Origin of the sequence: Vibrio owensii CAIM 1854 = LMG 25443 (assembly GCF_000817815.1) — a bacterium.
GTDB classification, from domain to species: Bacteria; Pseudomonadota; Gammaproteobacteria; order Enterobacterales; family Vibrionaceae; genus Vibrio; species Vibrio owensii.
This window is the reverse complement of the sequence record NZ_JPRD01000031.1, coordinates 39,657-60,972: the sequence shown is the minus strand read 5'-3', so window position 1 is coordinate 60,972 and position 21,316 is coordinate 39,657. Positions and strand designations below refer to the sequence as shown.

Genomic DNA, 21,316 nt, shown 5'->3' with positions numbered 1-21,316 from the left:
GGATCGCAATACTGCGCGACTGTTTTACTTTAGGGTGACATTATGGCTCCGCAATCTAATCGAAAAGACTTACATCTAGACGCTGTTTTACATCATGACATGAACATGAAAAGCAAAACGGCGGGCTTTGAGTCTGTCGAATTTGAGCATTGCGCATTGCCTGAATGTGACTTTAACGCTATCGATCTTTCGAGCGAGTTTCTTGGTCACTCATTGACGCTGCCGTTTTTGATCAGTTCCATGACGGGTGGCGCAAAAGATGCAGAGATCATCAACTGTCGTTTGGCAGAAGCGGCCAGTGAAATGGGCATTGCGATGGGAGTTGGCTCGCAACGAGTGAGCCTAGAAGACAGCCTACACTCAGGTTTGGGCAAAACCATTCGTGATCTTGCTAAAGGCGTGCCTTTGTATTCCAACTTAGGGGCCGCTCAACTGAGAGACAAGCAACGCCTCGAAAACGCTCAACGTGCGGTCGACTTCATCCAAGCGGACGCTTTATTTGTGCATCTCAACCCTATGCAAGAAGCCTTTCAGCAGAATGGTGACCATGATTGGATTGGTGTACTTAAATCGATTGAACGGTTAAAACAGTGCGTCGATGTCCCGATGATCATCAAAGAGGTCGGCTTTGGCATCAGTGGCGCGGTAGCCAAGCAACTTGTTGAAGCGGGTGTGGATGCGATTGATGTTGCTGGCGCTGGTGGCACGAGTTGGTCTGCGGTTGAAGGTTACTGCCAAACAGACAACAAGATGCAGCGTGCTGCGGAGCTATTTCGTGACTGGGGCATTCCTACGGCTAAGTGTTTAGAGCAAATCCACGCTCAATACCCTAACTTACCTTTAATTGCGTCTGGTGGCGTGCATAACGGCTTAGAAGCGGCAAAAGCGATTCATCTAGGTGCTAGCCTTGTTGGGCAAGCTGGTGCGGTATTAAAAGCCGCGACGATCAGCACGCAATCTGTTGTCGACCACTTTGAACAAATGGCATTAGAGTTACGTTTGGCGTGCTTTGGTACAGGTTCTGCGAATCTCCAAGCATTGACCCAAGCTCGTCGTCTTTAGCTTCAATTAGGCTTGGACTCTGTCTAGGTCTCTGAGCTGTTCTAAAACTTGAACCTAAAACAATGTTGGGCTATTCGTCCCGATAACGATAGTTCTGCAAGGTTTTTACTAGAGCTTGCAAAACCGGGCCCATACCTCGGGTTCGAGAAACTAAACATCCAACTGTCGTGAGCCAGCCATCAAATTCGTGCGCAACGGGCAGGGCAACTAGCTTACCGCTCTCAATCTCATTGCTGACCACTCTTTCTGGCAACAAACCCCAGCCAACGTTTTGGCACGCTAAGTCGGTTAGCGTCTGATGCGAATTAGCGAACCATAACTGGGTGCTGATGGCGTAACTGAACCACAATTCTTTCCTTTGTGCGCTGCGCAGTACCAGTTGGCGATGGGCTTTGAGCTCCGCATCATGAACCACCGATAGCTGTGCCAATGGGTGAGAAGGCGAAGCCACGGTAAGAAAACGAGTGTGCCCGAGGGTAAAGAAATCCATGTCCATTTTTAGCTCACCATCAGCCAACACGATACCGACTTGCGCTTTACCTTTTCGAATCAACTCTTCTACATCAAATGTCGGTGCAGTAATGATATCGAACTGCGTAATAGGGAATTGGTCAGCCAAGCTTGCAAATTGCGCCAGTAGCGATTGGTTGATAAGAGATTCATCCACCGCAATCACTAGCTCGTGTTCGTAGGCTTGCTCTAATGACTCGACTTTTTGGTCGAAGAATTTCTGTTGATGCAGAATGGACTGAGCGATGGGCAATAAGGCTTTACCGTTATCTGTGAGTGTCGGTGTATTTTTCTCTCGATTGAACAACTCTTGGTTAATTGCGATCTCAAGGTTAGCGACAGATTGGCTTACACCTGATTGTGCGCGCTTTAGTTTTCTTGCCGCTGCGGAGAAAGAACCTGTTTCGCACACGGTGACAAAGATTTTGAGTTGTTCAAAGCTGTACATTTAAATACCTAAAGAGAATTTGGATGAGACTCATCCAGAAAGCCTAGTTGTAAGCTATCATTATTCGTGATGGTTGTTAACTTTCCCTTCGTTATCACGCTGTCATAATCGCCGCCACTTAACTTGTTCCATGTGAAGTTGTGAGGTTTTTATGGGAGCGTTAGAGCGTGTGTTTCACGCCGTATTATTTGAAGTATTGGCAATCAGTTTATCCATTATTGGTTTGGCATTGTTTACGGATCATGAAGTCAGTGCATTATCAGGAACCATGATAGTCGTTGCGACCATTGCGATGATTTGGAATTTTATCTTCAACTGGATATTTGATCGCTTTGCGACAGGGGCAAAAGAGAAACGCACAATCCGACTTCGAATCGTACACGTGGTGTTGTTTGAAGCAGGCCTGTTATTTGCCACCATTCCGGCGATGGCGTGGATGCTAAAAGTCAGTATGTGGGAAGCGTTTGTCATGGACGTGGGCGTGACGATTTTCATTACCCTGTATGCGTTTGTCTTCAATTACATCTATGATCATGTTCGAGCGTTTATGATGAGACGTCGAATGGCAACTTCGGTGCAGTTAGGCTGATTTAAGGGAATTTCGTCACTTTTACGGAGCGTGAGTCGATAAATTGTCGTTGGCTTAACACGAGCACTGATATTTTGGGTATAGTTCATTCATCAATTGAAAGTGGAACCTAAATTTATGAAAAAACTGGTAATGCTACTGCTAGCGGCAACAGCGCTAACGGCATGTTCTGACGAAGTGGGTACAGAAGCTTGGTGTAAAGACATGCGCGAAAAGCCAAAGACAGAATGGACAACAGACAACGCGGTTGATTTCGCGAAGCACTGTGTTCTGCAAGATGGCATCGGTAGCGAGCAGTGGTGTAAGAACCTAAAAGACAAGCCGAAAGGTGAGTGGACGGCAAACGAAGCGACAGACTTTGCTAAGCACTGTGTGTTCTAAATTGACCGAACAAAAATGAGAAAGCCGAGCACTATGCTCGGCTTTCTTGTATTTGAAGGTCATCAACACCGACACTAACATCGATATCTACGTCGGTGACCTTTTGTAGAGTCGGCTCAACGGCATTCTTATGGGTTCTCTTGGTGACGTTCTTTTGTAGCAAGAGGTTATTTGGGTAAGTCGAAAAGTCGCCGTCTTCATGTTTTATCAAGGTGTGAAACAAACGAATGTCTATGATCATCCCTTCAATTCCTGCGCCATCATCAATACGAATGTTATCGCCTACACGGTAAGGGAAAACGAAGAAGATAAGAAAGCTAGCGGTGATGTTGCTCAGAATTGACCACTGAGCAATAAAGCTCACACCTAGAACGGTAAACACAGAAGAAAGGAAGATCGAAAAATTCCCATAGCCAATACCACTCACGAGCAAAAACGTAGCAAATAAGAAGACGAACAACAAAATGTTCACCGTTCTGGTAATGAATAAAATTCTTGGTGGTTTGACTTTTTTATTCCGCGCTAACGTAGTGAGTGCTTTCGTCGCGATCTTACTGAAGATTTGATAAGCCAAAATGAAAATCAGACCGAGCAGTATGTCGTAGTCACTCAGGATTTGTAGAAATTGTTCAATCGATGACAGCATTACGTTCTCCTCTTTATAGGGCGAGTGTACGGTCAACCATCAGAAAAAGCGTCAAGTCTCTCTCAGCAAAAAATCATATCTCCCTCATGCCATTTTATAAGCCAAAGAAACCGTTTCTTTTGGTACGAATTTCTCACCTTTGGTGGTTTTTGGTTTGTTTAAAGTAATGAAATTGAAGTGTTTATTTGTTTTATATTTTCTTTATCTTTTTCTAAGTGCTTTGTGATGTGGTTATGAAACGGGTGAATACAATAGCCTTCCTCTGATTAACCACAACCTTGGAGAAAGTGATGACACTTATCGCGATCAAATTGCTTTACGTGTTCTACAAAGCAATGAAAAGACGCTACTCATAATTGCGTCATTAGGGAACAACTCACCCAAAGCACCTAAGAACGGAATACAGACTTCCCCATGTTAGAGAGGGGATTTGAGCGCAAGGTAGTGCCTGCTTAGGAGAGAGTGGATATTGAATAACTATTCTTTCGTACTTTGCACAGAGAACTTAAATAATGAATCTCGACTACTTTATCGCCTTCGGCACGTTACTCATGTTAGAACTCATTCTGGGTGTCGATAACATCGTCTTTATTACCATCATGACTGAGCGTCTTCCTGCTCACTTGCGCCAACGCGTACGCAATCTCGGTATCGGTTTAGCGGTGTTAAACCGCATTGCGCTGGTATTTTCGGTATCTTGGTTGCTGTCTTGGAAAGAACCGTTTGTCGAATACCAAGGGGTATCACTCTCTTGTAATGATCTTATCTTTATTGTTGGTGGTGCATTCTTGCTGTTTAAAGGCATCAAAGAGCTTTGGGCGTGGGTCGTGCCTATTGAAACGCCACCGCATCAATTCTTTGCTGGGCAAGTTGGCACGGTAATATTGCAGATTATTGCGGTGGACGCGGTGTTTTCTCTCGATTCGTTGATTATCGCGGCAAGCCTTACGCAGGACATTACCATTCTTGCTGGTGTAATCATCTCTTCAAGCGTGATTCTGATGTTGATGGCGAATAAAGTTCAGGCTGTGATTACTCGCCATCCAGGATTGAAAGTGCTTGCGCTGCTATTCCTGATTGTATTAGGTGCGCTGCTGATTGTTGAAGGGTTAGGGCTGAATATCGATAAGCACTACGTTTACAGTGCGCTTGCGTTTGGTTTGCTGCTTGAGCTATGCCATATCTTGATCAGCCGACAACCTTCTTCTCGACGTGTGGCAGGACAATATTTCTAAACTTTAATGCGAAGCTAACCACTATGGGTTAGCTTCGCTTTTTACGCTTTGCAATTCTTTAATCATGGTGTCCAAGTTGCTGTCAAAGAACAATGGACCCGCAAGTTTCAGTGCAATTGGCGACGACGTGTTTTGTGTCGCTTGCAAATACAGTTCTTTTGCCCCACTTGTATGACCGCGAGCTTCTTCCGCTTTCGCTAGTAATAGATAAGTTAAGGACGTTTGCTGATTGTACGGAATCGACAACAGTATTTGTGATGCCTTATCCGGATTGTCTTCCGACAGCGCCAAGATTGCGTTGGCTTCACACACTCTTGGGTTATTCCCTCGCTTCAACACCTCGGACAAAGAAGAAGAGTACTCTTTGTTCAGTGTTTCAATTACTTGCTTCTTATTCGCTTCATCTTTTGCAAATACTCTCATGACTTCACCAATGTAGCTTACCGAAATGGTGTAGGCGTTATCTGGTGCGAGGGCTTTTGCTTGACGAAAATACGCCATTGCATTCTCATAGCCAGCGTTGTTGTACAAAGCGCCCGTCCCAGACATCAAGGCTTTTACAGCTTCTGGATCTTTAGGGAAGATCGACACATTGTGTTCCAACTCTCCTTCTGGCACCTCAATGTACATCGCGCGTAGCATGTCATCGATCATGGATGGGAAAGTTTGATGAAACCGTTCAAAGTTGGTCGAGTAACGACGATTTAAATGAGTCTGCCCCGATACGCGATTGTGATACTGGAACAACAAACGCAACTTTTTACCATCGCTGCTCTTGCTGGTGGAGATGTTGAACTCTATGGCGGCGAGTTTTCTGTGTTCTTTAGATTTGACCACACGAATATTGCTGTAAAACCCAATGTGTTCCATGAACTTAATGACGATACCGTACAATTCTGGTCGTGCTTTCACATCCTCACTGACATTCAATACTGCATAACGAAATTCGTAATGGCTTAAGTGCCCAGTGTGAGCATCAAGGTTCGGTTTTGAGTCGTTTGCGCTAAACAGTAAAAATGCTGCCTGAATAAGAACAATCAAAGAAAGTGCACCAATTAAGATGGGTTGTTTGCTCTTTGTAGGACGGTGCTCAACGGCCTCTATCGCGGGTTTCGAGGCTTCAGTTTGCGACTCTTCCTCTTCAATCACCTGATCTTCAGGTTTCTGTATCGCGATTTTTTCTAGTTTTACTTCGCCATCAAATCGATACCCACGCTTTGGTACGGTGACGATGTAGCTGCATTCCTGTTGGCTGTGCTTTTTCAGTACTTTTCTGAGTTCAAATACCGCTTGAGTGACCACTTGATCGGTCAATACACTGCCGCCCCACACTTGCTCGATAAGTTCATCACGCGTGTGAGTCAGTCCTGGGTTCAGACACAAGAACTCAAGCAACTTTGAGAGACGGTTATCAATCGTAATGCATGAGTCAGCAAACTGTATTTGCCCCTCATTGGGCACAAAACGCCACTCATCTACGATAAAACTGATGTTTTTGTCAGGCATTCACGCTCGCTCTTCTATTTTTTATTCATCTCATTGAGTAAATGTAGTCTCAATTGAATGATTTTGCTGACAATTTAAAGCGCGAGTAACGTGATTTTCTACACATTTCGTTATCGGAATGCGGATTTCCGCTCTCAACCTCTAATGCTTCCCTTTTTACCTGGGAAATCAACACTGAATGGAAGAAAAGTTCCAATTAATTTGGTTGTTTTACCCTCTGTTTTGATGTTTAAGGTTATGTATTTATTGGTTTTATATTTTGTTTATATGCCAGTGATGAAGTTTTATTAACTGCTGAGCTTTACGTTATGTCACAGCGGCGAAAACACAGGATGATGCATCCCACACCGCAAGTGAGGGGCGAGCTTCTTAAAAGAGAAAAGGCGCAACGTTCCCTGAAGTCACTTGCAATAAGGAAATAAAAAATTGATGCATGAGCATCACGTACTGAAGGATTAGGGAATGTTAGTCAACCTTTTATATTGAGAGTTATTAAGAAATGAAACTGAACAAATTTATTCTTCCAATCGCTGCTATCTTCTTTGCTACACAAGCTGCTGCTAACCCATACATTGGTGCTAGCTACTTATATTCTGAATACCAAGTAAAGAACGAGAACACAGACTTTAGTGATCAAAACAGCGGTTACAACCTTTACATCGGTTACCAGTTTAATGACCTACTATCGATTGAAGGTGGATATGCAGATTTCATCGATACGCACAAAGACTTCGAGCACATCTACTCTGATGCTTGGCTAGCAAGTGCGAAACTAACACTACCAATCACTATTTTCGACGTTTACGGTCGTGTCGGTATGGGTCACTTCCAAACTAACCTTGGTGACACGAACGACATCTACTACGGCGTAGGTGCAGGTGTGACATTGGGCCCAGCTCGCGTTGCACTTGAGTACACCATGTACGAAGCAAAAGTTGTTGAGAACAGCTACGCGCTAAGTGCAGAGTTCCGCTTCTAAAAAAAAGCAACGACTTGTCCTAGTTGTTTTCCACTGCGCTTATGGAAGAGTGCGGTGGTTTTCTTCGTTCCATTTTTGCAAACCTGATTTACTTGTCTTTATTTCGTCGTGTTGGACTGGCATGGTGATTCGGTAACTGACATTCCAATAAAGAGAAGGACTTAACAATGGAAGTACTCAAAGGCTCATGTCTGTGTGGCAAGGTGAAACTCGAAGTCGCGGATGAATTCAAATACATGGGCAATTGTCATTGCTCTGAATGCCGTAAATTTACCGGATCCGATTACTCCTCAGCAGGTGGCGTTGCACTGGATAAACTGATTGTGATTGAGGGCGCGGAACACATCCAAACCTATCAGAAGAGCGCCAATACCGAACTCTCATTCTGCCGTCATTGCGGCTCTAGCCTTTATTCGAAAAAGAACAACGGTATCGTCAATGTGCGCTTGGGTATTCTTGATGATGTGCCTTCCCATAAGCCAAGCTTCCATATTTTTGTCGCATCCAAAGCGCCTTGGAATGACATTACTGATGACCTCAAGCAATTCGAAGCCGAACCCAAGCTATAAGCCGGTTTGAGACTGAGCATCGTACCCAATCAGAAAGCACTTAAAGTTGTGAGATAGAGCCACTCAAATGAGTGGCTTTTTGCTTTTGAGTGGCAGTAATATCCGACACTATACGGATACGGTTAAATAACATCGGCAGATTTTGGGAGAACATCAGTGAGCGAAGAATACAACCAAGCCATCTCTAAGCATTACGCGGCTTATCGTCCGCCGCTGCATCAAGTCATCCTACAAGCTAACTTAGATGCGTTACCCCAGTTCCAATTGGGATTAGATATTGGCTGCGGTACGGGCGTATCAACACTGGCATTGGCTAAATACTGTCAGCAACTGCATGGTGTGGATCCGAGCACGTCAATGATTGAGCAAACCAAACTATCAGCAGGTATCGAGTATCATGTCGGCGATGGTGAGCATGTGCCATTACCAGACAACAGTGTGGATGTAGTGACGTTTGCAGGCTCACTTTCTTACGCAAAGTCTGCGGCTTTGGTGACTGAACTTCAACGCGTCTGTCAATCTGCAGCGCACGTTGTGGTGTACGATTTTGAAGTGTTGCTCGAAAAGCCCCTCAAACTATTGGGCATAGAGATGGAGCTGACGGAGTCCAACTATGACCACGCTATCAACTTCAGTGATTGTGACGCTTTCCAAGCGATGAAGGTTTACAAAGAGACCGTAGAGCTAGAAGTCAGCGCTGAAGAGCTGGCGCATGTGCTGTTTTCTTCTTCAAAGCGTTACAACAAGTTGGTTGAGGCATTCGCAGGAGACGACCCATTCGCAAACGCGGTTGAGGCTTTGAAGCAGCTTAGCCAAAAACACGTTATTCAAGCCGATACCTATTTCGCGATATATCAGATAAATGCGTGAAGCTCACGCCAATTAATGACTCACCAAGGCCGCTATCACAGTGGCCTTTTTGTTGCGTGAAACTGTGAAATACGCTCCGTTTTTCTTTTGTGTGTGAATTTGCGGTCAGATTTTGAGTAACTGTTTCATCTGTAAGTAAAACCAAAGGAAAGTGCGGTCAAACTCTAATTTTGAAGGCAGGGGCTTGTGATAGGCTCACTTCAATTATGGGGCAGAATCACCCTCAAATTAGCAAGCCTTTCTATTTGAGCATCGGGATGCTGCCTATTTCCAGATCTGCACTGTTACCTTAGGACCCCATTATGGCGAAAGCACTAAAAATCGAATCTGGTCGTTACCTGAATATGGACCAAGTTGTTACGTTCGAACTCAGCCATGATTCCATCAAAATTACGTCGACGGTCGAGTCTTTTGCTCATGTTTATATCGGCATTGATGGTAAAACAGAATACGCCGATTGCTTTGTCTCGGTACAAGACTTTCACCGAATTAAACGTGAACTGTGTGACTACATGGGCATCGACGAGCCAACGCTATTAATTGACTGATCACTCAAAAATGACAACAAAATTACAAGTACAGTATGCGGTGTTGCAACTTGTAGTCTAACTTTTAACAACCACTGGCTAGGGTGAGCAATAACACGGCGGCGAAGATCGTCCGTTCACCAAATACAATAAGGGACGTTATGTCTGATAAATACATCTCAATGATCCAGGACTTTTTTCATGTGTTCGAAGCACTGAACCAATACGTCTTGGATTCCTACGGTGAATTGGCAGCGTGGGAAACTCAATTGGTGAGGCTTGATATTGACCAAGGTGATAAAGAAAAGTCGTATGACGTCGCGCAAGTCGCGAGCATGCTTAACTTTTCGGAAGACGCAGTAAAATCATTCTTAGTGGTATACAGCTTCTTAAGTAATAACCTTTACGATCTCATTGGTAATCGTGAGTACGAAGATTGGGGTACGGACGGCAACAGCCTGCAAGTCGAGTATTCTGATCTGACGATCGAATCATTTGATGCAGACCAAATTGCTCCGCTGATGGAACGTCGCGTCTACTTCGAATGGACGTTTGATGCATTACAACGTACCTACGATGAAATGATGGCAATCAGCCACGGAAGAATTGCCTGACAGCTTTAATGTTTACTTAAACACCTGAGTAAACACTAAAGCAAATACAAAAGCCGCTCATTCGTAGCGGCTTTGTTTTTGGGGCTTTCAAACGTTTCTGTTTCCTCTTCTTACAACTCTTGAATTAAAATCTACCGGCTAATCACGTATTGTGATGATTAGCGATTTACTTGTTAGAAGAACAAATATGAAAAAGACAATCTCAACAATGGTTTTAGCAATGGCACTTGTCGGCTGTGATGACGCAAGCAAAGCCATTGACCAAGCACAAGAAGCCGCAAACAAAGCGATTGATACGGTTCAAGAGCAGATGGATTCAGTAGAAGAAGCGTTTAACCTGGACCAATTTGGTGATGCTGCGGAATCTGCAGAAGAACTTGCGGCATCGGTTGAAGAAGCAATGAATGTGGATTTCAGTGACCCTGAAGCACTTATTGAAGCGAAAGAACACATTGCCAATGCTTACGCTTGTTTGGTGGAAGCGTCTTCTGAATCGACAGTGGATAAGGTGATGGATAAAGTGATGTCATCTATCGGCAGCGAAGAAACCAAATCTCCTGATTGAAGAAGGCATTGAGAAAGCACAAGCAGCAAAAGAGTGCGTGATGTAATCACTCTCAGCGAATCAAACCGATGAAAAAGGGGATAGTGATATCCCCTTTGTTGTTTCTATCTATCGTTGTTTTTGCGTGTCGTTATTTCTACGCTGTGCCAGCTCTACTCGCTTTTCAGCTCTTGCTGGAAGTAATCCATACAAAGCTGCTGAGCTTCCGGTTTAATACTGACTTGCTCGTTCTCTCGCAGCGACAAATAAAGCTCTACGATCTTTTCAAATGCAGGAATCAGCGCTTCTCGCTCCGGCATGGCGACGGTTTGTTTTAGCTGCGCCGCAAACGCAGGCATGCGTGATTCAATCTTTCTGACGCCAGAAGGAGTCAATCCTTGTTGCTTCAGGGCTAATGGCGATATCGCAACAGAGCGCAGGAACGACAAAAATTCCGAGGCTTCAAAGTATTCCCCACGAGCAATCTTAGTTGCGCCGTAATGAACCCAAATCCAAAAGCGGTCTTCAATCCATTGTGGATCCGGTTGAGGGTAGTGAGGCTTTGCAGTCTCGAAGACTTGCGATAGCTGTCCGTCGCGTTCCCAAAGCACTTTGGTGTCATCAACACGAGTCGCAGCATCGGGCAAAGAGACAAATTTGAAATCGACATGAATGGCATCTGGCGCGTAGATTGCGATCACCAATCTTGGCTCTCCCACGTGTTCGCCAGTGAAAGCTGCGACTTGACCTTCTACTTGGTCGATAAGCGTAAAGCGCTCTGCCATTACCGAATCAAAATCTTCAGGATTGATGGCGATAACCAAATCCAAATCACTGTATTTGTCCATGGAGTCAGAGGCATAAGAGCCACTTGCACCAATACCAAGAATACGTGGGTCAGCAGTAAATACCGCAAGAATTTTACTTAGAAGCTGTTCATGAGTTTGAGGAAGCGTGCTTGAGAATTTCATATTTTACCTATTAATCATGGTTGATATTAGAACCATCAGCAGGATGGTTAGTGCGGTAAAATTAGCGCAGCATTACAATATGGCGTGAAGCATCTTAAGAAGCAACAAAAACCGCTCAAAATTGAACGGTTTTTGATATGGGCTGTGAATTATTTGAGCGAGTTATGGTGCATAAACTGCTCGTCGATGCCTTTTAGTTTCATTTCATCCATGATGAAGTTCACTGTGTTCAACAAACGCTGTTCGCCTTTCGGGATAAGGTAACCAAACTGACCTTTGGTGAACGGGTCTTCACAGCGAGCTGCTTCCAAACGCTCGTCCGTGACTTGATAGAACAGGCCTTCAGGCGTTTCGGTTACCATCACGTCGACTTTACCTGTTGCGACAGCTTTCGGTACGTCTAAGTTATTTTCGAAACGAGTAAAGCTGGCCTTTTGTAAATTAGCATCGGCGAAGGCTTCGTTTGTACCGCCAATATTCACGCCTACACGTACTGAGGCTTGGTTTACTTTGTCTATTGTGTTGTATTGCTCGGCTTTCCCTTTAGCGACCAAGAAGCATTTACCAAACGTCATGTAACCTTGGGTTTGTTCTGCATTCAGTTGGCGTTGCATTTTGCGGGTAATACCGCCCATGACGATGTCGTACTTATCTTGGTTCAGATCAGTCAGAAGATCTTTCCAACTCGTGCGAACGATTTCTAGCTCTACGCCGAGCTGTTTCGCGACGTGCTTCGCGACATCAATATCGTAACCAGAGTAGGTCTTGCCATCATAGTAAGAAAACGGTTTGTAATCGCCCGTGGTTCCTACACGTAACGTGCCTGATTTTTGGATATCTTCCAGCTTATCGGCTTGGGCGACACTGGAAAGCGTCATTGCTACGGAAGCAAGTAAAAGTGTTGTTTTTTTCATTGTCGTTGTTTGATGTGTTGTGTTTGTTTGAACACTCAAAGTAACAGGAAGTATCAGAAAAAGAGATCAAACCAATAAGAAAAAAACACGATATTGAAGAAAAAAATAGCGACATTGAATGTGATTGCATTTGCTAATTTATACGTATGAAAAGCAAACTTTTTCTTATGAATGGCAGATCGTTATGAATCGAGTTCACCCTAAAAAGTTACTTCGCAGCAAATGGACTGCGACCGAGCCTGTAAACAAAGAGAAGCACTTCATCATTTCAGAAATGGAGTTTGATGAAGAAGGCAACGTCGTGAGATGCGTGATTGAAGCGGTTATGACCAAGCGAGAGCGCGAGCTAGATTGGCATGATTTGAAAGACACGCAACAATGGCGATAAGGATGGAAATAACCATGGTGTGATGACCAAAAACGAGATGGAGTTAGAAAAGTCACCAAAATCAATAGGCTCGTGGTAGAGACTTTGCTATTAATTGATGAGTGATTTTATTTATATTCTAAGGTAACGCCATGATCGATTTCGAAAACTCATCGATATTCAAACTTAAGCCAATTGAAATCTCAAAGGTGCGCGACGATTTCCACAAATTCTTAATTGACGGAGAGAGCATTTTCGCTGGCTTCAAAACTGTGCGTGACCAAGTGGTGTTCACCAATAAGCGCGTTATCGCAGCCAATGTGCAAGGGATTACAGGGTCAAAAGTGGACTACACTTCTCTGCCATACAGCAAGATTAATGCATTCTCGATTGAAACCTCAGGCACGCTAGATCTGGACTGTGAGATTGAATTGTTCCTCAGTGAAGGGGCGAGTGCGCTTTGAGATCAGAGGCTCTTTTGATCTGGTGTCGTTCAACAAGATGATCAGCGAGCACGTACTGGCTTAGACATTAGCCCAGAAACGAAAAGGAACGCCAAAGACAAGGAGTCAACATGGCCAAACAAATGGTATCGAAAGAGAAGCACAGCAAACCGAGCTCAACATTTTTGGCCATATTAGGGTTCACGGCAGGTGTGATATTTTATCTGATGATTCGCTAGTCCGATACAGAACACTTCAAAGCCCAACTATCAATATCAAAGGAAGCCATTATTGCTTCCTTTTTCCATTTCTTTCATATGGTTATCAGAGGGAGATATCGAAACCACACCGTATAGAACTAAGCTTCGGTGATACAAGCTTGTTCTTAAAAGAATAGGAATGTAGTCGAACGGATGAGTTAGAAACAGGGTGGGCGTTTACCAAGTATTTGATGGTCAACACTACTATTACGATTCTCGTTGGAGCCATGATGGGATGGACGATGTTATGTTGGACATTTGGCTCTTTAAACTTTCAAAAGAAACATGCTGATAACCGTTTTCTTGTCTACTTGAGTAAGGTCTTGTGGTACGTGCTTTTGATTGCACACCCGATCATCATTTTCTGTTCTTGGAAGACATGGCTGACATTTTCTGAGGCGCTGTTTCCCTTGCTGATTTGTCATGTGTTGTTTGGTGTCATTTTTGCCCGAGACGTCGGTACCGAATAACGCGTAACAATCACACCAGAAAGAAAAAATACAGAAAGCAGACGAACGCTAATAGTGTTGCTGAAAGCACTGGATAGATGATGTAAGAATCGTGGTTGCTGGTGCGTTGGTAGCAAAAAGAGACCAGCAAGATGTTATAGAGCACGAGCAACAAGCTAATCATGGTGCCGCTGTTGAGATTGAGGCTTGATAACTGAGTGAGAAAAAACGCCAGCAATAGGTAGTCGAAAATGATCAGCCAGAGAAAGGCTTTTTTAAGCGAGTCATTTTTTGATTTATTGGGCGCGGGTACGGGCATATCGAACTCAACTAAACAAATTTCAGCAATATTATCGTTGGGAATAAAAGGTCACGCAGAGGGTAGAAACTGGTGACCTTTTAGGGGGTTAGAGGTCTTGAATCTGAGCTTTTGGGTCGCTCGGTTCGACCGAGTAACGAATCACTTCTTGCCTAATGACGGGCTGATTAAATTCCGCTTGTTGCTTGACTTTCTGTAACTCACTGCCTTCTTGATTGCCAAAGAAGGTTTCCAAAACTTGTGCCGCTGGCGTAGTCAGAATAAACAACTCGATTCGACGGTTTTCGCTAGAGTCGGGCTCTTCCGGGTTCAGTAGCGCGCGATCTGACATTCCCGTCACTTGCATAACGCGATCATCTGGCATGCCACCTTCCACCAAGGTATTTCTTGCCACATCAGCACGAGAGGCAGACAACGCCCAGTTTGATTGTCGACCAAAACGCTTCTTGAACGGTGTCGAGTCAGTATGGCCACTGATGATCAATGGATTGCTGATGCGTTCAAACACGGGAGCAAGCGCAAGTAATAAGTCTTCAAAGAAAGGAGTCAACTCAGCGCCGCCACGGCTGAACATGTGTTGCTTGTAGTCATCTTGCAAAACAATGCGCAGACCTTGCGGTGTAATGGTGACATTAACGTTACCTTGCGCGCTGATTTGTCCGACGACTTCATCAATCACTTTCGCCAATAGAGCAAGTTGCTCTTGGGTGTCGAAATTGCCCGGGATAAGTGAGTCTATCTCTGGGCCATCGCCGTCCCCTTGAAAGAAGGAGCTGACGACATGGTTGGAGTTGTGTTTACTTGGCACAGAAGAGTCCTGTGCCAAGTCGATAGGAGAGATACTTTGTGAGGTATCGAAAGGGTTGCCGTAGCTTTTATCAAAAACGCTCGAACTATGAAGGTGCGCCACAATGGCTTTGCGCTCTTCCTTGTCGACCACTTGCATGACCCAAAGGACAAGAAACAGCGCCATCAACGCGATCATGAAGTCGGCAAACGCGACCTTCCACGCGCCACCATGAAACTCATCATGGTTATGTGCTTTCGCGCGTTTGAACACCACATGCTCTTGTTTTTGCATTATCCCTCCTGTTCAGCTAGCCACTTCTCCATTTGGTTGAAAGTTGGTTTGATGTCTAACTGAATGTGTTTACGGCCAGCGTCGATAGCGAGCAAGGTTGGCTTTTTCGCAACGTAAGCAACCAAAGTGGCGCGTACACATTCGAAAGCCGTCATGTTTCGTCTAACTCGTTGAGCCATGGCGTTACTGAGTGGATCTAAACAACAGTAACAACCGAAAATACCAATGAATGTACCTACGAGGGCGGCGGCAACGTGATAACCAATCAACGCAATTGAGCCATCAATGGCTTGCATGGTGATGATGATGCCACCGACTGCCGCAAGAATACCGAACCCTGGAAGTGCCTCTGCCGTGCGCTGCATAGAGCGTGAAGGTAGGAGCATCTCGGTTTGAATCGCTTCGATTTCTTGTTCTAACAGTCCCTCTAATTCATGAGGCGACATTTGTCCCATTGCCATTAAACGTAAATTGTCGGTAATGAAAGAAATAAGGCGGTGATCGTTACTGACTTGTGGGTAAGCGAGGAAAATCGAGCTCTGCTCTGGTGACTCAATGTGAGAATCGAGAAACTTAAAGCCACGGCTGCGTGCGGTTTCAAGCAAATTGTTCAGCAGTGCCATCAGCTCCATGTAGTACTCGTACTCTTCACGTGGGCCAGAGATGGTCGCACGCACTTGTTGGCGCATTTCTTTTAGCACTTGTGGCGGGTTACCGATGATCAGTGAGCCTGCTGCCGCACCGATGATGATCAAAAACTCGGCTGGCTGCCAAATTGCACCGAGGTTACCGCCTGCCCACATGTATCCGCCGAAGACACACATCAGGACGGTAATGGCTCCAAAAAACTTTTGCATCTTGTGACTCCTAAGAGGACATTAATTGGTTGAGTTGTTTAAGCGCTTGTTTGTGCAACTGACAGATGCGAGGTGGTGTCAGGTCGAGCACGAGCGCGATTTCATGGAGGTTGAGTTCGTGTTGATAGAACAAGGTGAGCAACAGCTGATCGCGCTTCGACATTTTGCCAAGTGCGGTGTCTAAGCTGCGACGAATATGCTCATGCTCCATACCGTCGTATTGGCCGCCGAAGTGGCTGTCTCCACCTGTTTCCATCAATTGGTCGAGGCTTTGCATTTCGCCTGCCAGCGCTGCATTTTGGCGGTTGTAGAAGTCTTGTTCGTCAGTGCCAAGTGCTTTGATGATTTCAGCATCGGTCGGCATTCTGCCCAGCGCGCGAGTGAGATCTCGGGTTACGTCGTTCAACTCATGCGCTTGTTGGCGGGTTTTACGAGAACGCCAATCCAAACGGCGAAGTTCGTCCAAAATCGCGCCACGAACACGACAAACCGCAAAAGCGGGGAAGTGTGGGTCATCCACATCCCCATAACGACGTCCAGCTTCGACAAGCGCTATCAAACCAATTTGCTGCATGTCTTCAATACTGCAATGAGAGGTCGCGTGAACGCGCAGTTGGTTGACCACGCGTTTAACCATGACTTGATGACGTTGCAGCAAGGCGTTTTCATCAATCGGGCGAGACGGAGTATTCACTTCCTCCGTCGCGGTATAGCTTTCCTGTAAGTTCATCTCCAACATAGCTGTGCTCCGTTATTGCACAACGTATTTGGTCAGCAGAACATCATCGATATCGCGCACGATGTCGGTTTTTGCAAAGGCCAGTAGTAGGGTTTCCTTCACTTCGCTTTGCAGAATATCGATAGCGCCCGTTTGTTGTAGCTCATCAAAGGTTTTGTCACTGAACAGTTTTAACAGCGAGTTTTGTACCATTGGCATGTAGGCATCGATGTTCTTCATGCGTTCAGGACGGCGTGTTTCCACGGCAAGCTCAAGCATCACAAAGTGCGTCTGTTTTTTACCTTTGATGGTCAGAACTACTTTGTCTAATGGATGAAAGCTTGGGCCTTTCGTCGTCGGTTGCTCAGCAGTCAGGAAAGCCAGCGGTGAATCTTCCAAGAAAGTGCTCACGCTCGATTCAGATGAAGAGGACTCCGAACTTTTGTTGAGGTACCAAATACCGCCTACCACAGTGGCAGCGGAAACGAGGGCACTGGTGATGATCATGGCGATAAACAGGGCGATCATTTGTTGTTTGTTCATAACCTTTTTCCTCGATGTTTAATTAGGCTTGAGTGTTCAGCCAATGCTCTGAATAGTTTGTTGTTGTATGTGTTTGAAATGCGTTGGTTTCGCGCGCTGTGAAGATGTTTGCTTCTTCTTGAGCACCATCATGTGCTTGTCTTTCCTGACCTTGGTCCGAACCTACGTTGACATCTACATGCACAAAGTTTTGCTCTTGAAGTTCGGTGCGAAGGCGCTCAGACACTTGCATCAAGGCTTCACGAGTTGCGGCGGTATTGGCGTTGATTTGCACGCTCAGGCGGTCACCTTCCACGCGTACCAGCAAATCCAACTTGCCCAGTTCTGGAGGGTCGAGACGGATCTTGGCTTCTTGTAGGTTTTGCTGAGCCTGCAAAGTCACGCGGTCTTGCAGTACTTGCATCATCTGCTCGCCCCATTTACCAGAACTGGTATCCACGCGAACGGCCGCCCATTCCGCACCTTGAGCTTGAGTCGCTGCTAGTGGTGAGGTTGGGTTCGAATGCGGCGCTGCCCCTGTTGTTGTTTGCGCTTGTGAGCTGGCCACTAGCACTTGCCCTTGAGCGGGTTGATTAAGCAGATTTTGCAAGTCCGAAGCCGACACCTTTAGTGTGCTCGCTGTGCTGGTTTGAGGGGCGTTTTGGCTCTCTTGCACTGTGGCGTTAAGCATTGGGTTTGTTTGGTTTCCGACATTTGTATTTTGAGAAGCCTGACCTGCCGATACTTGCGTAAGTTGGTTGGTTTCGCCTTGCTTAAGCGCGGTTTTGCTCATTCCTTGGATGAGGGCTTGCGCTTGAATGGCGAGATCCGTGGTAGCAGGAACCGCAGTCAGTAACGCGACATCAGGGCTGACTTCAGCGTTGAGTTCCTGTGTGTCAGCTTCTGGTTGGGTAGCTTGCGTCGGTAAGGCTTGCGCATTTAAACGAAACCCCGCAACCACAAGAGATGCGTTGGTTTGGCCCTGTTGATTTACCGAGGTTGCATCGGTTTGCGAAAAGCCTTGTTCTGAACGCGCTTGTGAGATTTTGCCCGCTGATGACGATTGAGAAGGCGCATTTGCAGGCACTGAATTGGTTACCATCATTGCGTGAGCTCCATTGTCATCGCGAGCTGATAAGCCATGGCACGCTCTTGTTGATCGTTCACCATATTCATTTCTTGTTTTAGCTCGCTGGTGGCTTTTTCCAATGCCGTGAACGCGCACGCATGCACGGCTTTTGCTCGCTGAATTTCCGGTGCGAGTTTCGGATCTTTCAAAAATGGCTTATGGCTGATCAGCAGTTCGCGCAACTGTAAGTCGTAGCGTTTAAGCGCTTGCCAATCGGCCGTTTTAGTCGCGATTTGGATCAGTTTTGACAAGTGGCGAAATCGCTCTGGCGACACTTTATGCTTGCTGTCCAAAATTCATCCATCCTTCTCGTACGTTACCCATCACGCGCTCTACGTTGTCTAAACGTGCTGCGTCGTTCTGTGTGCTGGCGTAATACAACTCGATTTGGCAGAAGTCATAGAGCTGACGTAAATTTTCCGCGATTTCGCCGCCGTTTTCGTCATCTAACGCACTGCTTAAGCCGATAAGGATGTTCATGCACTTGTTAATGCTAACGCCTTTTGCTTCTAGGCGACTCGCGGCAAGGTGGCCACGAATACGCTCAATTTCATCGAGCAACCCATCGAGCAACATGACGACGAGTTGGTGTGGGTTGGCTGATGCTGCTTGAGCATCAAGATCGACCTGTTGGTATGAGTCGTAGCCGGAATCCATTAGCATGAGTACTTCTCCTAAAGCCTTAACCAAACATCGACATGGTTTGGTTCATTTGCGTCATTAAGGTGTTCATTTGAGTAAACTGGGTGAGGTAGCGGTTGTACGACATCTCGTACTTTCGCTGTAAAGAGGTTTGCTTGTCGTCAATTCGGTCTAAGTTGGCTTGCAGCGCATCTTTGCGAGAATTGAACGTACCTGTAGAGAACTTCAAGAACGGTTCTGCCATGTCATCAAGTGAGTCAAGTAGGGCGCCATCACCGTTAAACATGGTTTCTAGTGCAGCACTGTTGTTCTTCTGTGCTTCGGCAAACTTATCCTGATCGACTTTCATTTTGCCGTCACGATCAATAGTGATGCCGACTTCACTTAAACGCATACCACCATGCTCTCCACGAACGAGCGTATTCAATTGGCTCTCAATAGAGCGCAAGGTAGGGTCACTGGCGAGCACGCCACGAGCTTGATCTTCACCGCCGATTTGAGTGTATTCATCTAAGGTCGAAATCAATGCGTTATAGGTATCGACAAACTTGGTAATTTGTTCTTTCGTGCCCTCGCTATCTGCGCCTACTTCCATTGAGATCGGCGCTTCTCCTGAGGTTTGTGCTTTGGTGACGGTGATGTCGACACCATCAATCACGCCTTCAAAAGTATTGCTAGAGTTGGTGAGCTGAAGTCCTGTGCCTTCTGCGCCAAGCCAGATAACAGCATCTTGTGGTTTGCTGATTTCTGTCGTGTTGGTGAACGCATCTTCAAACCAAGCTTGTCCTGTTCCCGTCGCATTGACATTGATGGTGTTTGCCACGCCTGTCTCGGTACTAGAGAGCATGAAGTGTGTTTGTCCATTTGAGCGAACAAGTGTGGCATTTACGCCTGGGTTATCAGGGTTGTTGTTGATTGCACTGACTAGGTCTGTCACGGTCGCTTTGCCATCGCCGTCGGTATCTACCGTCGACATATCTAACGTCATAGTTTCACCGTTGATGGTGAATTCTAGAGAGCCCGTAGTCGGAACTTCTGTTGAGACATCTAGATTTGCTGGCATGCCGGTAGAGATTTGGTGTGACGTTGCGACTTGTTCAACAAAGATCTGGTAGTTACCGACTAACGCGTTCGCATCGGCACTCGCGGTGAAAAAGCCATCTTGAGAGGTTGTTGCCGTATTCTTGATGATGCTGTTTGTGCTGCTGTTCATCTCGTTAACCGCAGTGCGGAATTCACGCAGTGCACTTTCCACCTTACCTAAAGCAGTAAGTTGCGCCTGGTATCGATCGGCTTGCAATTGGTAGCGCTGTTGAAATGGCTGAACATCTAACGTGGCGAACTGGGTTGCCATGGTAATTGGATCTAACGAACTCATGAGGTCGCTCCCTCTCTCATCTGTATTTGGCTTTTTTGTGCCAGTAATAAATACTCAATCGCAAGATGTGTGCCTGATGTTTATGTCTATATAAAACAGTGTCTTACGATATTTTTTGTTAGTTGGGAGGAAGCGCTTTTTCCACCTTGTTGGTTCCGCTTTCCCCTTGATGGTTAAAGGGGTTTCCCAAATAAAACAGGCGACCAAAAAGGCTGAAAGATTTAATCCAATGGAGGAAAGAAAGAAGAGTTATGGGGTTGTATGCATAACGAGCAGAATTCGGCGTTTACTGCTAAAGGATTCAGATTTTTCTGACCCTGTCTGAATGCAAAGGTTTGCTATCTTATGCCCCTGCAATTTTTGTGGTTGCTAACGTCTGGCTATTCCCCCAATTCGACTAAAAAGAACGACAGTAATGAATGAATTTGTTTTACGACTGATGAAGTGTGCCCGTGCGTATGAGGCTTTCATTGGCACTAAACTACGCAGTAAACAGAACATTAATGCCGAAGAACTGGCGAACATCCGCATAGAAGCGATCTCTCGATTCCCTGAACTCAAAGCGTATCAACCTCATCGAGGAGTAGAGTCTGCCGAGTTGGAGCTGTTCAACAAGGTTTTGCACAACACCATGCTAAAAGCCGGTTTCCGTATTCCTACTAGCCATACCAACGAAGCCACTTCCATCTACATCCGTCGCTAGAACGCTTTTCCAAACGCTTTTTTTGCAGACAAAGAAAAAGCCTCCCGGATGAAGGGGAGGCTTTGAGCTTTCGGACGAACTAA

25 protein-coding genes and 2 pseudogenes are annotated in these 21,316 nt (G+C 45.7%); 13 read left to right on the top strand and 14 right to left on the bottom strand.

All coding sequences use genetic code 11. From position 1 onward, the window contains the following. Positions 1-42 precede the first annotated feature (42 nt). On the top strand, positions 43-1,062 hold the full coding sequence (gene fni / locus H735_RS17945; protein WP_020195740.1) for a type 2 isopentenyl-diphosphate Delta-isomerase: 1,020 nt from the start codon (positions 43-45) through the stop codon (positions 1,060-1,062). Positions 1,063-1,132: 70 nt separating this feature from the next. Here fni and H735_RS17940 read toward each other — a convergent pair whose 3' ends face one another. After that, positions 1,133-2,020 (bottom strand): LysR family transcriptional regulator, encoded by an 888-nt coding sequence (locus H735_RS17940; protein ID WP_020195741.1) that lies wholly within the window; start codon positions 2,018-2,020, stop codon positions 1,133-1,135. Positions 2,021-2,171: 151 nt separating this feature from the next. On the opposite strand from H735_RS17940, the gene H735_RS17935 reads away from it, so the two are divergent. Together H735_RS17935 and H735_RS17930 are read left to right on the top strand one after the other, a co-directional pair. Continuing rightward, positions 2,172-2,609: a PACE efflux transporter gene (locus tag H735_RS17935; protein WP_020195742.1), complete on the top strand. Its 438-nt coding sequence runs from the start codon at positions 2,172-2,174 to the stop codon at positions 2,607-2,609. Positions 2,610-2,726: 117 nt separating this feature from the next. Next, positions 2,727-2,990, top strand: a complete 264-nt coding sequence (locus tag H735_RS17930) for a DUF3012 domain-containing protein (RefSeq protein WP_005435930.1) — start codon at positions 2,727-2,729, stop codon at positions 2,988-2,990. 31 nt (positions 2,991-3,021) lie between these two features. Here H735_RS17930 and H735_RS17925 read toward each other — a convergent pair whose 3' ends face one another. Beyond that, a complete protein-coding gene (locus tag H735_RS17925; RefSeq protein WP_020195743.1) occupies positions 3,022-3,636 on the bottom strand; it encodes a mechanosensitive ion channel domain-containing protein in 615 nt (204 codons plus the stop codon). A 512-nt stretch (positions 3,637-4,148) separates the two neighbouring features. On the opposite strand from H735_RS17925, the gene H735_RS17920 reads away from it, so the two are divergent. Then, the gene (locus tag H735_RS17920; RefSeq protein ID WP_009705022.1) at positions 4,149-4,871 is read left to right on the top strand and encodes a TerC family protein; all 723 of its coding nucleotides are present in this window, start codon (positions 4,149-4,151) and stop codon (positions 4,869-4,871) included. 21 nt (positions 4,872-4,892) lie between these two features. On the opposite strand, the gene H735_RS17915 is transcribed toward H735_RS17920, so the two are convergent. Then, positions 4,893-6,377 carry a winged helix-turn-helix domain-containing protein gene (locus tag H735_RS17915; protein ID WP_020195744.1) on the bottom strand — a complete coding sequence of 495 codons (1,485 nt, stop codon included), beginning with the start codon at positions 6,375-6,377 and terminating at the stop codon, positions 4,893-4,895. Between the two features lie 499 nt (positions 6,378-6,876). Between H735_RS17915 and H735_RS17910 the strand changes: the two genes are divergently transcribed. From H735_RS17910 to H735_RS17885, 6 genes and pseudogenes are all read left to right on the top strand, one after another. Further along, positions 6,877-7,356, top strand: coding sequence for a porin (locus H735_RS17910; protein WP_009705020.1), 480 nt, complete (start codon positions 6,877-6,879; stop codon positions 7,354-7,356). A 167-nt stretch (positions 7,357-7,523) separates the two neighbouring features. Further along, a complete protein-coding gene (locus tag H735_RS17905) occupies positions 7,524-7,925 on the top strand; it encodes a GFA family protein (RefSeq protein WP_005435931.1) in 402 nt (133 codons plus the stop codon). Between the two features lie 156 nt (positions 7,926-8,081). Further along, positions 8,082-8,795 (top strand): class I SAM-dependent methyltransferase, encoded by a 714-nt coding sequence (locus tag H735_RS17900; protein WP_020195745.1) that lies wholly within the window; start codon positions 8,082-8,084, stop codon positions 8,793-8,795. Between the two features lie 302 nt (positions 8,796-9,097). Next, positions 9,098-9,343 (top strand): hypothetical protein, encoded by a 246-nt coding sequence (locus tag H735_RS17895; RefSeq protein WP_005435933.1) that lies wholly within the window; start codon positions 9,098-9,100, stop codon positions 9,341-9,343. Positions 9,344-9,483: 140 nt separating this feature from the next. Further along, positions 9,484-9,936, top strand: coding sequence for a hypothetical protein (locus tag H735_RS17890; protein WP_009705016.1), 453 nt, complete (start codon positions 9,484-9,486; stop codon positions 9,934-9,936). A 187-nt stretch (positions 9,937-10,123) separates the two neighbouring features. Further along, positions 10,124-10,547, top strand: a pseudogene (locus H735_RS17885) (hypothetical protein). A gap of 106 nt (positions 10,548-10,653) precedes the next feature. On the opposite strand, the gene H735_RS17880 reads toward H735_RS17885, so the two are convergent. Continuing rightward, a complete protein-coding gene (locus tag H735_RS17880) occupies positions 10,654-11,451 on the bottom strand; it encodes an aminoglycoside 6-adenylyltransferase (protein ID WP_020195747.1) in 798 nt (265 codons plus the stop codon). A 149-nt stretch (positions 11,452-11,600) separates the two neighbouring features. Then, positions 11,601-12,365 carry a transporter substrate-binding domain-containing protein gene (locus H735_RS17875; RefSeq protein ID WP_020195748.1) on the bottom strand — a complete coding sequence of 255 codons (765 nt, stop codon included), beginning with the start codon at positions 12,363-12,365 and terminating at the stop codon, positions 11,601-11,603. 184 nt (positions 12,366-12,549) lie between these two features. Here H735_RS17875 and H735_RS17870 point away from each other — a divergent pair, with 184 nt between their 5' ends. Continuing rightward, the gene (locus H735_RS17870; protein WP_020195749.1) at positions 12,550-12,753 is read left to right on the top strand and encodes a TIGR02450 family Trp-rich protein; all 204 of its coding nucleotides are present in this window, start codon (positions 12,550-12,552) and stop codon (positions 12,751-12,753) included. A 131-nt stretch (positions 12,754-12,884) separates the two neighbouring features. Continuing rightward, positions 12,885-13,260: pseudogene (locus H735_RS17865) on the top strand (PH domain-containing protein). A 655-nt stretch (positions 13,261-13,915) separates the two neighbouring features. On the opposite strand, the gene H735_RS31685 reads toward H735_RS17865, so the two are convergent. The 9 genes from H735_RS31685 to fliD form a co-directional block, all read right to left on the bottom strand. Then, the gene (locus H735_RS31685; protein ID WP_005435947.1) at positions 13,916-14,203 is read right to left on the bottom strand and encodes a hypothetical protein; all 288 of its coding nucleotides are present in this window, start codon (positions 14,201-14,203) and stop codon (positions 13,916-13,918) included. Between the two features lie 88 nt (positions 14,204-14,291). Next, positions 14,292-15,284, bottom strand: a complete 993-nt coding sequence (locus tag H735_RS17850) for a flagellar motor protein MotB (RefSeq protein ID WP_020195752.1) — start codon at positions 15,282-15,284, stop codon at positions 14,292-14,294. Next, positions 15,284-16,141: a flagellar motor stator protein MotA gene (gene motA / locus H735_RS17845; RefSeq protein WP_005435952.1), complete on the bottom strand. Its 858-nt coding sequence runs from the start codon at positions 16,139-16,141 to the stop codon at positions 15,284-15,286. Before motA ends, H735_RS17850 begins: the two co-directional genes overlap by 1 nt. 10 nt (positions 16,142-16,151) lie before the next feature. After that, positions 16,152-16,880 (bottom strand): FliA/WhiG family RNA polymerase sigma factor, encoded by a 729-nt coding sequence (locus tag H735_RS17840; RefSeq protein ID WP_020195753.1) that lies wholly within the window; start codon positions 16,878-16,880, stop codon positions 16,152-16,154. A 12-nt stretch (positions 16,881-16,892) separates the two neighbouring features. Next, a complete protein-coding gene (locus tag H735_RS17835) occupies positions 16,893-17,402 on the bottom strand; it encodes a flagellar basal body-associated FliL family protein (protein WP_020195754.1) in 510 nt (169 codons plus the stop codon). Positions 17,403-17,424: 22 nt separating this feature from the next. Beyond that, positions 17,425-18,486 (bottom strand): flagellar hook-length control protein FliK, encoded by a 1,062-nt coding sequence (locus H735_RS17830; RefSeq protein WP_020195755.1) that lies wholly within the window; start codon positions 18,484-18,486, stop codon positions 17,425-17,427. Continuing rightward, positions 18,483-18,803, bottom strand: coding sequence for a hypothetical protein (locus H735_RS17825; RefSeq protein ID WP_009705006.1), 321 nt, complete (start codon positions 18,801-18,803; stop codon positions 18,483-18,485). The genes H735_RS17830 and H735_RS17825 overlap by 4 nt, the downstream gene beginning before the upstream one ends. Further along, positions 18,787-19,173, bottom strand: a complete 387-nt coding sequence (gene fliS, locus H735_RS17820) for a flagellar export chaperone FliS (RefSeq protein WP_020195756.1) — start codon at positions 19,171-19,173, stop codon at positions 18,787-18,789. Before fliS ends, H735_RS17825 begins: the two co-directional genes overlap by 17 nt. 19 nt (positions 19,174-19,192) lie before the next feature. Continuing rightward, entirely contained in the window at positions 19,193-20,530 is a 1,338-nt protein-coding gene (gene fliD, locus H735_RS17815) for a flagellar filament capping protein FliD (RefSeq protein ID WP_020195757.1), read from the bottom strand. A 415-nt stretch (positions 20,531-20,945) separates the two neighbouring features. Between fliD and H735_RS17810 the strand changes: the two genes are divergently transcribed. Then, positions 20,946-21,233: a hypothetical protein gene (locus tag H735_RS17810; RefSeq protein WP_020195758.1), complete on the top strand. Its 288-nt coding sequence runs from the start codon at positions 20,946-20,948 to the stop codon at positions 21,231-21,233. The last annotated feature ends 83 nt before the right edge of the window (positions 21,234-21,316 follow it).

Coding starts and splice junctions, on each gene's coding strand:
- fni (WP_020195740.1), top strand. CDS start 43: ATGGCTCCGCAATCTAATCGAAAAGACTTACATCTAGACGCTGTTTTA.
- H735_RS17940 (WP_020195741.1), bottom strand. CDS start 2,020: ATGTACAGCTTTGAACAACTCAAAATCTTTGTCACCGTGTGCGAAACA.
- H735_RS17935 (WP_020195742.1), top strand. CDS start 2,172: ATGGGAGCGTTAGAGCGTGTGTTTCACGCCGTATTATTTGAAGTATTG.
- H735_RS17930 (WP_005435930.1), top strand. CDS start 2,727: ATGAAAAAACTGGTAATGCTACTGCTAGCGGCAACAGCGCTAACGGCA.
- H735_RS17925 (WP_020195743.1), bottom strand. CDS start 3,636: ATGCTGTCATCGATTGAACAATTTCTACAAATCCTGAGTGACTACGAC.
- H735_RS17920 (WP_009705022.1), top strand. CDS start 4,149: ATGAATCTCGACTACTTTATCGCCTTCGGCACGTTACTCATGTTAGAA.
- H735_RS17915 (WP_020195744.1), bottom strand. CDS start 6,377: ATGCCTGACAAAAACATCAGTTTTATCGTAGATGAGTGGCGTTTTGTG.
- H735_RS17910 (WP_009705020.1), top strand. CDS start 6,877: ATGAAACTGAACAAATTTATTCTTCCAATCGCTGCTATCTTCTTTGCT.
- H735_RS17905 (WP_005435931.1), top strand. CDS start 7,524: ATGGAAGTACTCAAAGGCTCATGTCTGTGTGGCAAGGTGAAACTCGAA.
- H735_RS17895 (WP_005435933.1), top strand. CDS start 9,098: ATGGCGAAAGCACTAAAAATCGAATCTGGTCGTTACCTGAATATGGAC.
- H735_RS17890 (WP_009705016.1), top strand. CDS start 9,484: ATGTCTGATAAATACATCTCAATGATCCAGGACTTTTTTCATGTGTTC.
- H735_RS17880 (WP_020195747.1), bottom strand. CDS start 11,451: ATGAAATTCTCAAGCACGCTTCCTCAAACTCATGAACAGCTTCTAAGT.
- H735_RS17875 (WP_020195748.1), bottom strand. CDS start 12,365: ATGAAAAAAACAACACTTTTACTTGCTTCCGTAGCAATGACGCTTTCC.
- H735_RS17870 (WP_020195749.1), top strand. CDS start 12,550: ATGAATCGAGTTCACCCTAAAAAGTTACTTCGCAGCAAATGGACTGCG.
- H735_RS31685 (WP_005435947.1), bottom strand. CDS start 14,203: ATGCCCGTACCCGCGCCCAATAAATCAAAAAATGACTCGCTTAAAAAA.
- H735_RS17850 (WP_020195752.1), bottom strand. CDS start 15,284: ATGCAAAAACAAGAGCATGTGGTGTTCAAACGCGCGAAAGCACATAAC.
- motA (WP_005435952.1), bottom strand. CDS start 16,141: ATGCAAAAGTTTTTTGGAGCCATTACCGTCCTGATGTGTGTCTTCGGC.
- H735_RS17840 (WP_020195753.1), bottom strand. CDS start 16,880: ATGTTGGAGATGAACTTACAGGAAAGCTATACCGCGACGGAGGAAGTG.
- H735_RS17835 (WP_020195754.1), bottom strand. CDS start 17,402: ATGAACAAACAACAAATGATCGCCCTGTTTATCGCCATGATCATCACC.
- H735_RS17830 (WP_020195755.1), bottom strand. CDS start 18,486: ATGATGGTAACCAATTCAGTGCCTGCAAATGCGCCTTCTCAATCGTCA.
- fliS (WP_020195756.1), bottom strand. CDS start 19,173: ATGCTAATGGATTCCGGCTACGACTCATACCAACAGGTCGATCTTGAT.
- fliD (WP_020195757.1), bottom strand. CDS start 20,530: ATGAGTTCGTTAGATCCAATTACCATGGCAACCCAGTTCGCCACGTTA.
- H735_RS17810 (WP_020195758.1), top strand. CDS start 20,946: ATGAATGAATTTGTTTTACGACTGATGAAGTGTGCCCGTGCGTATGAG.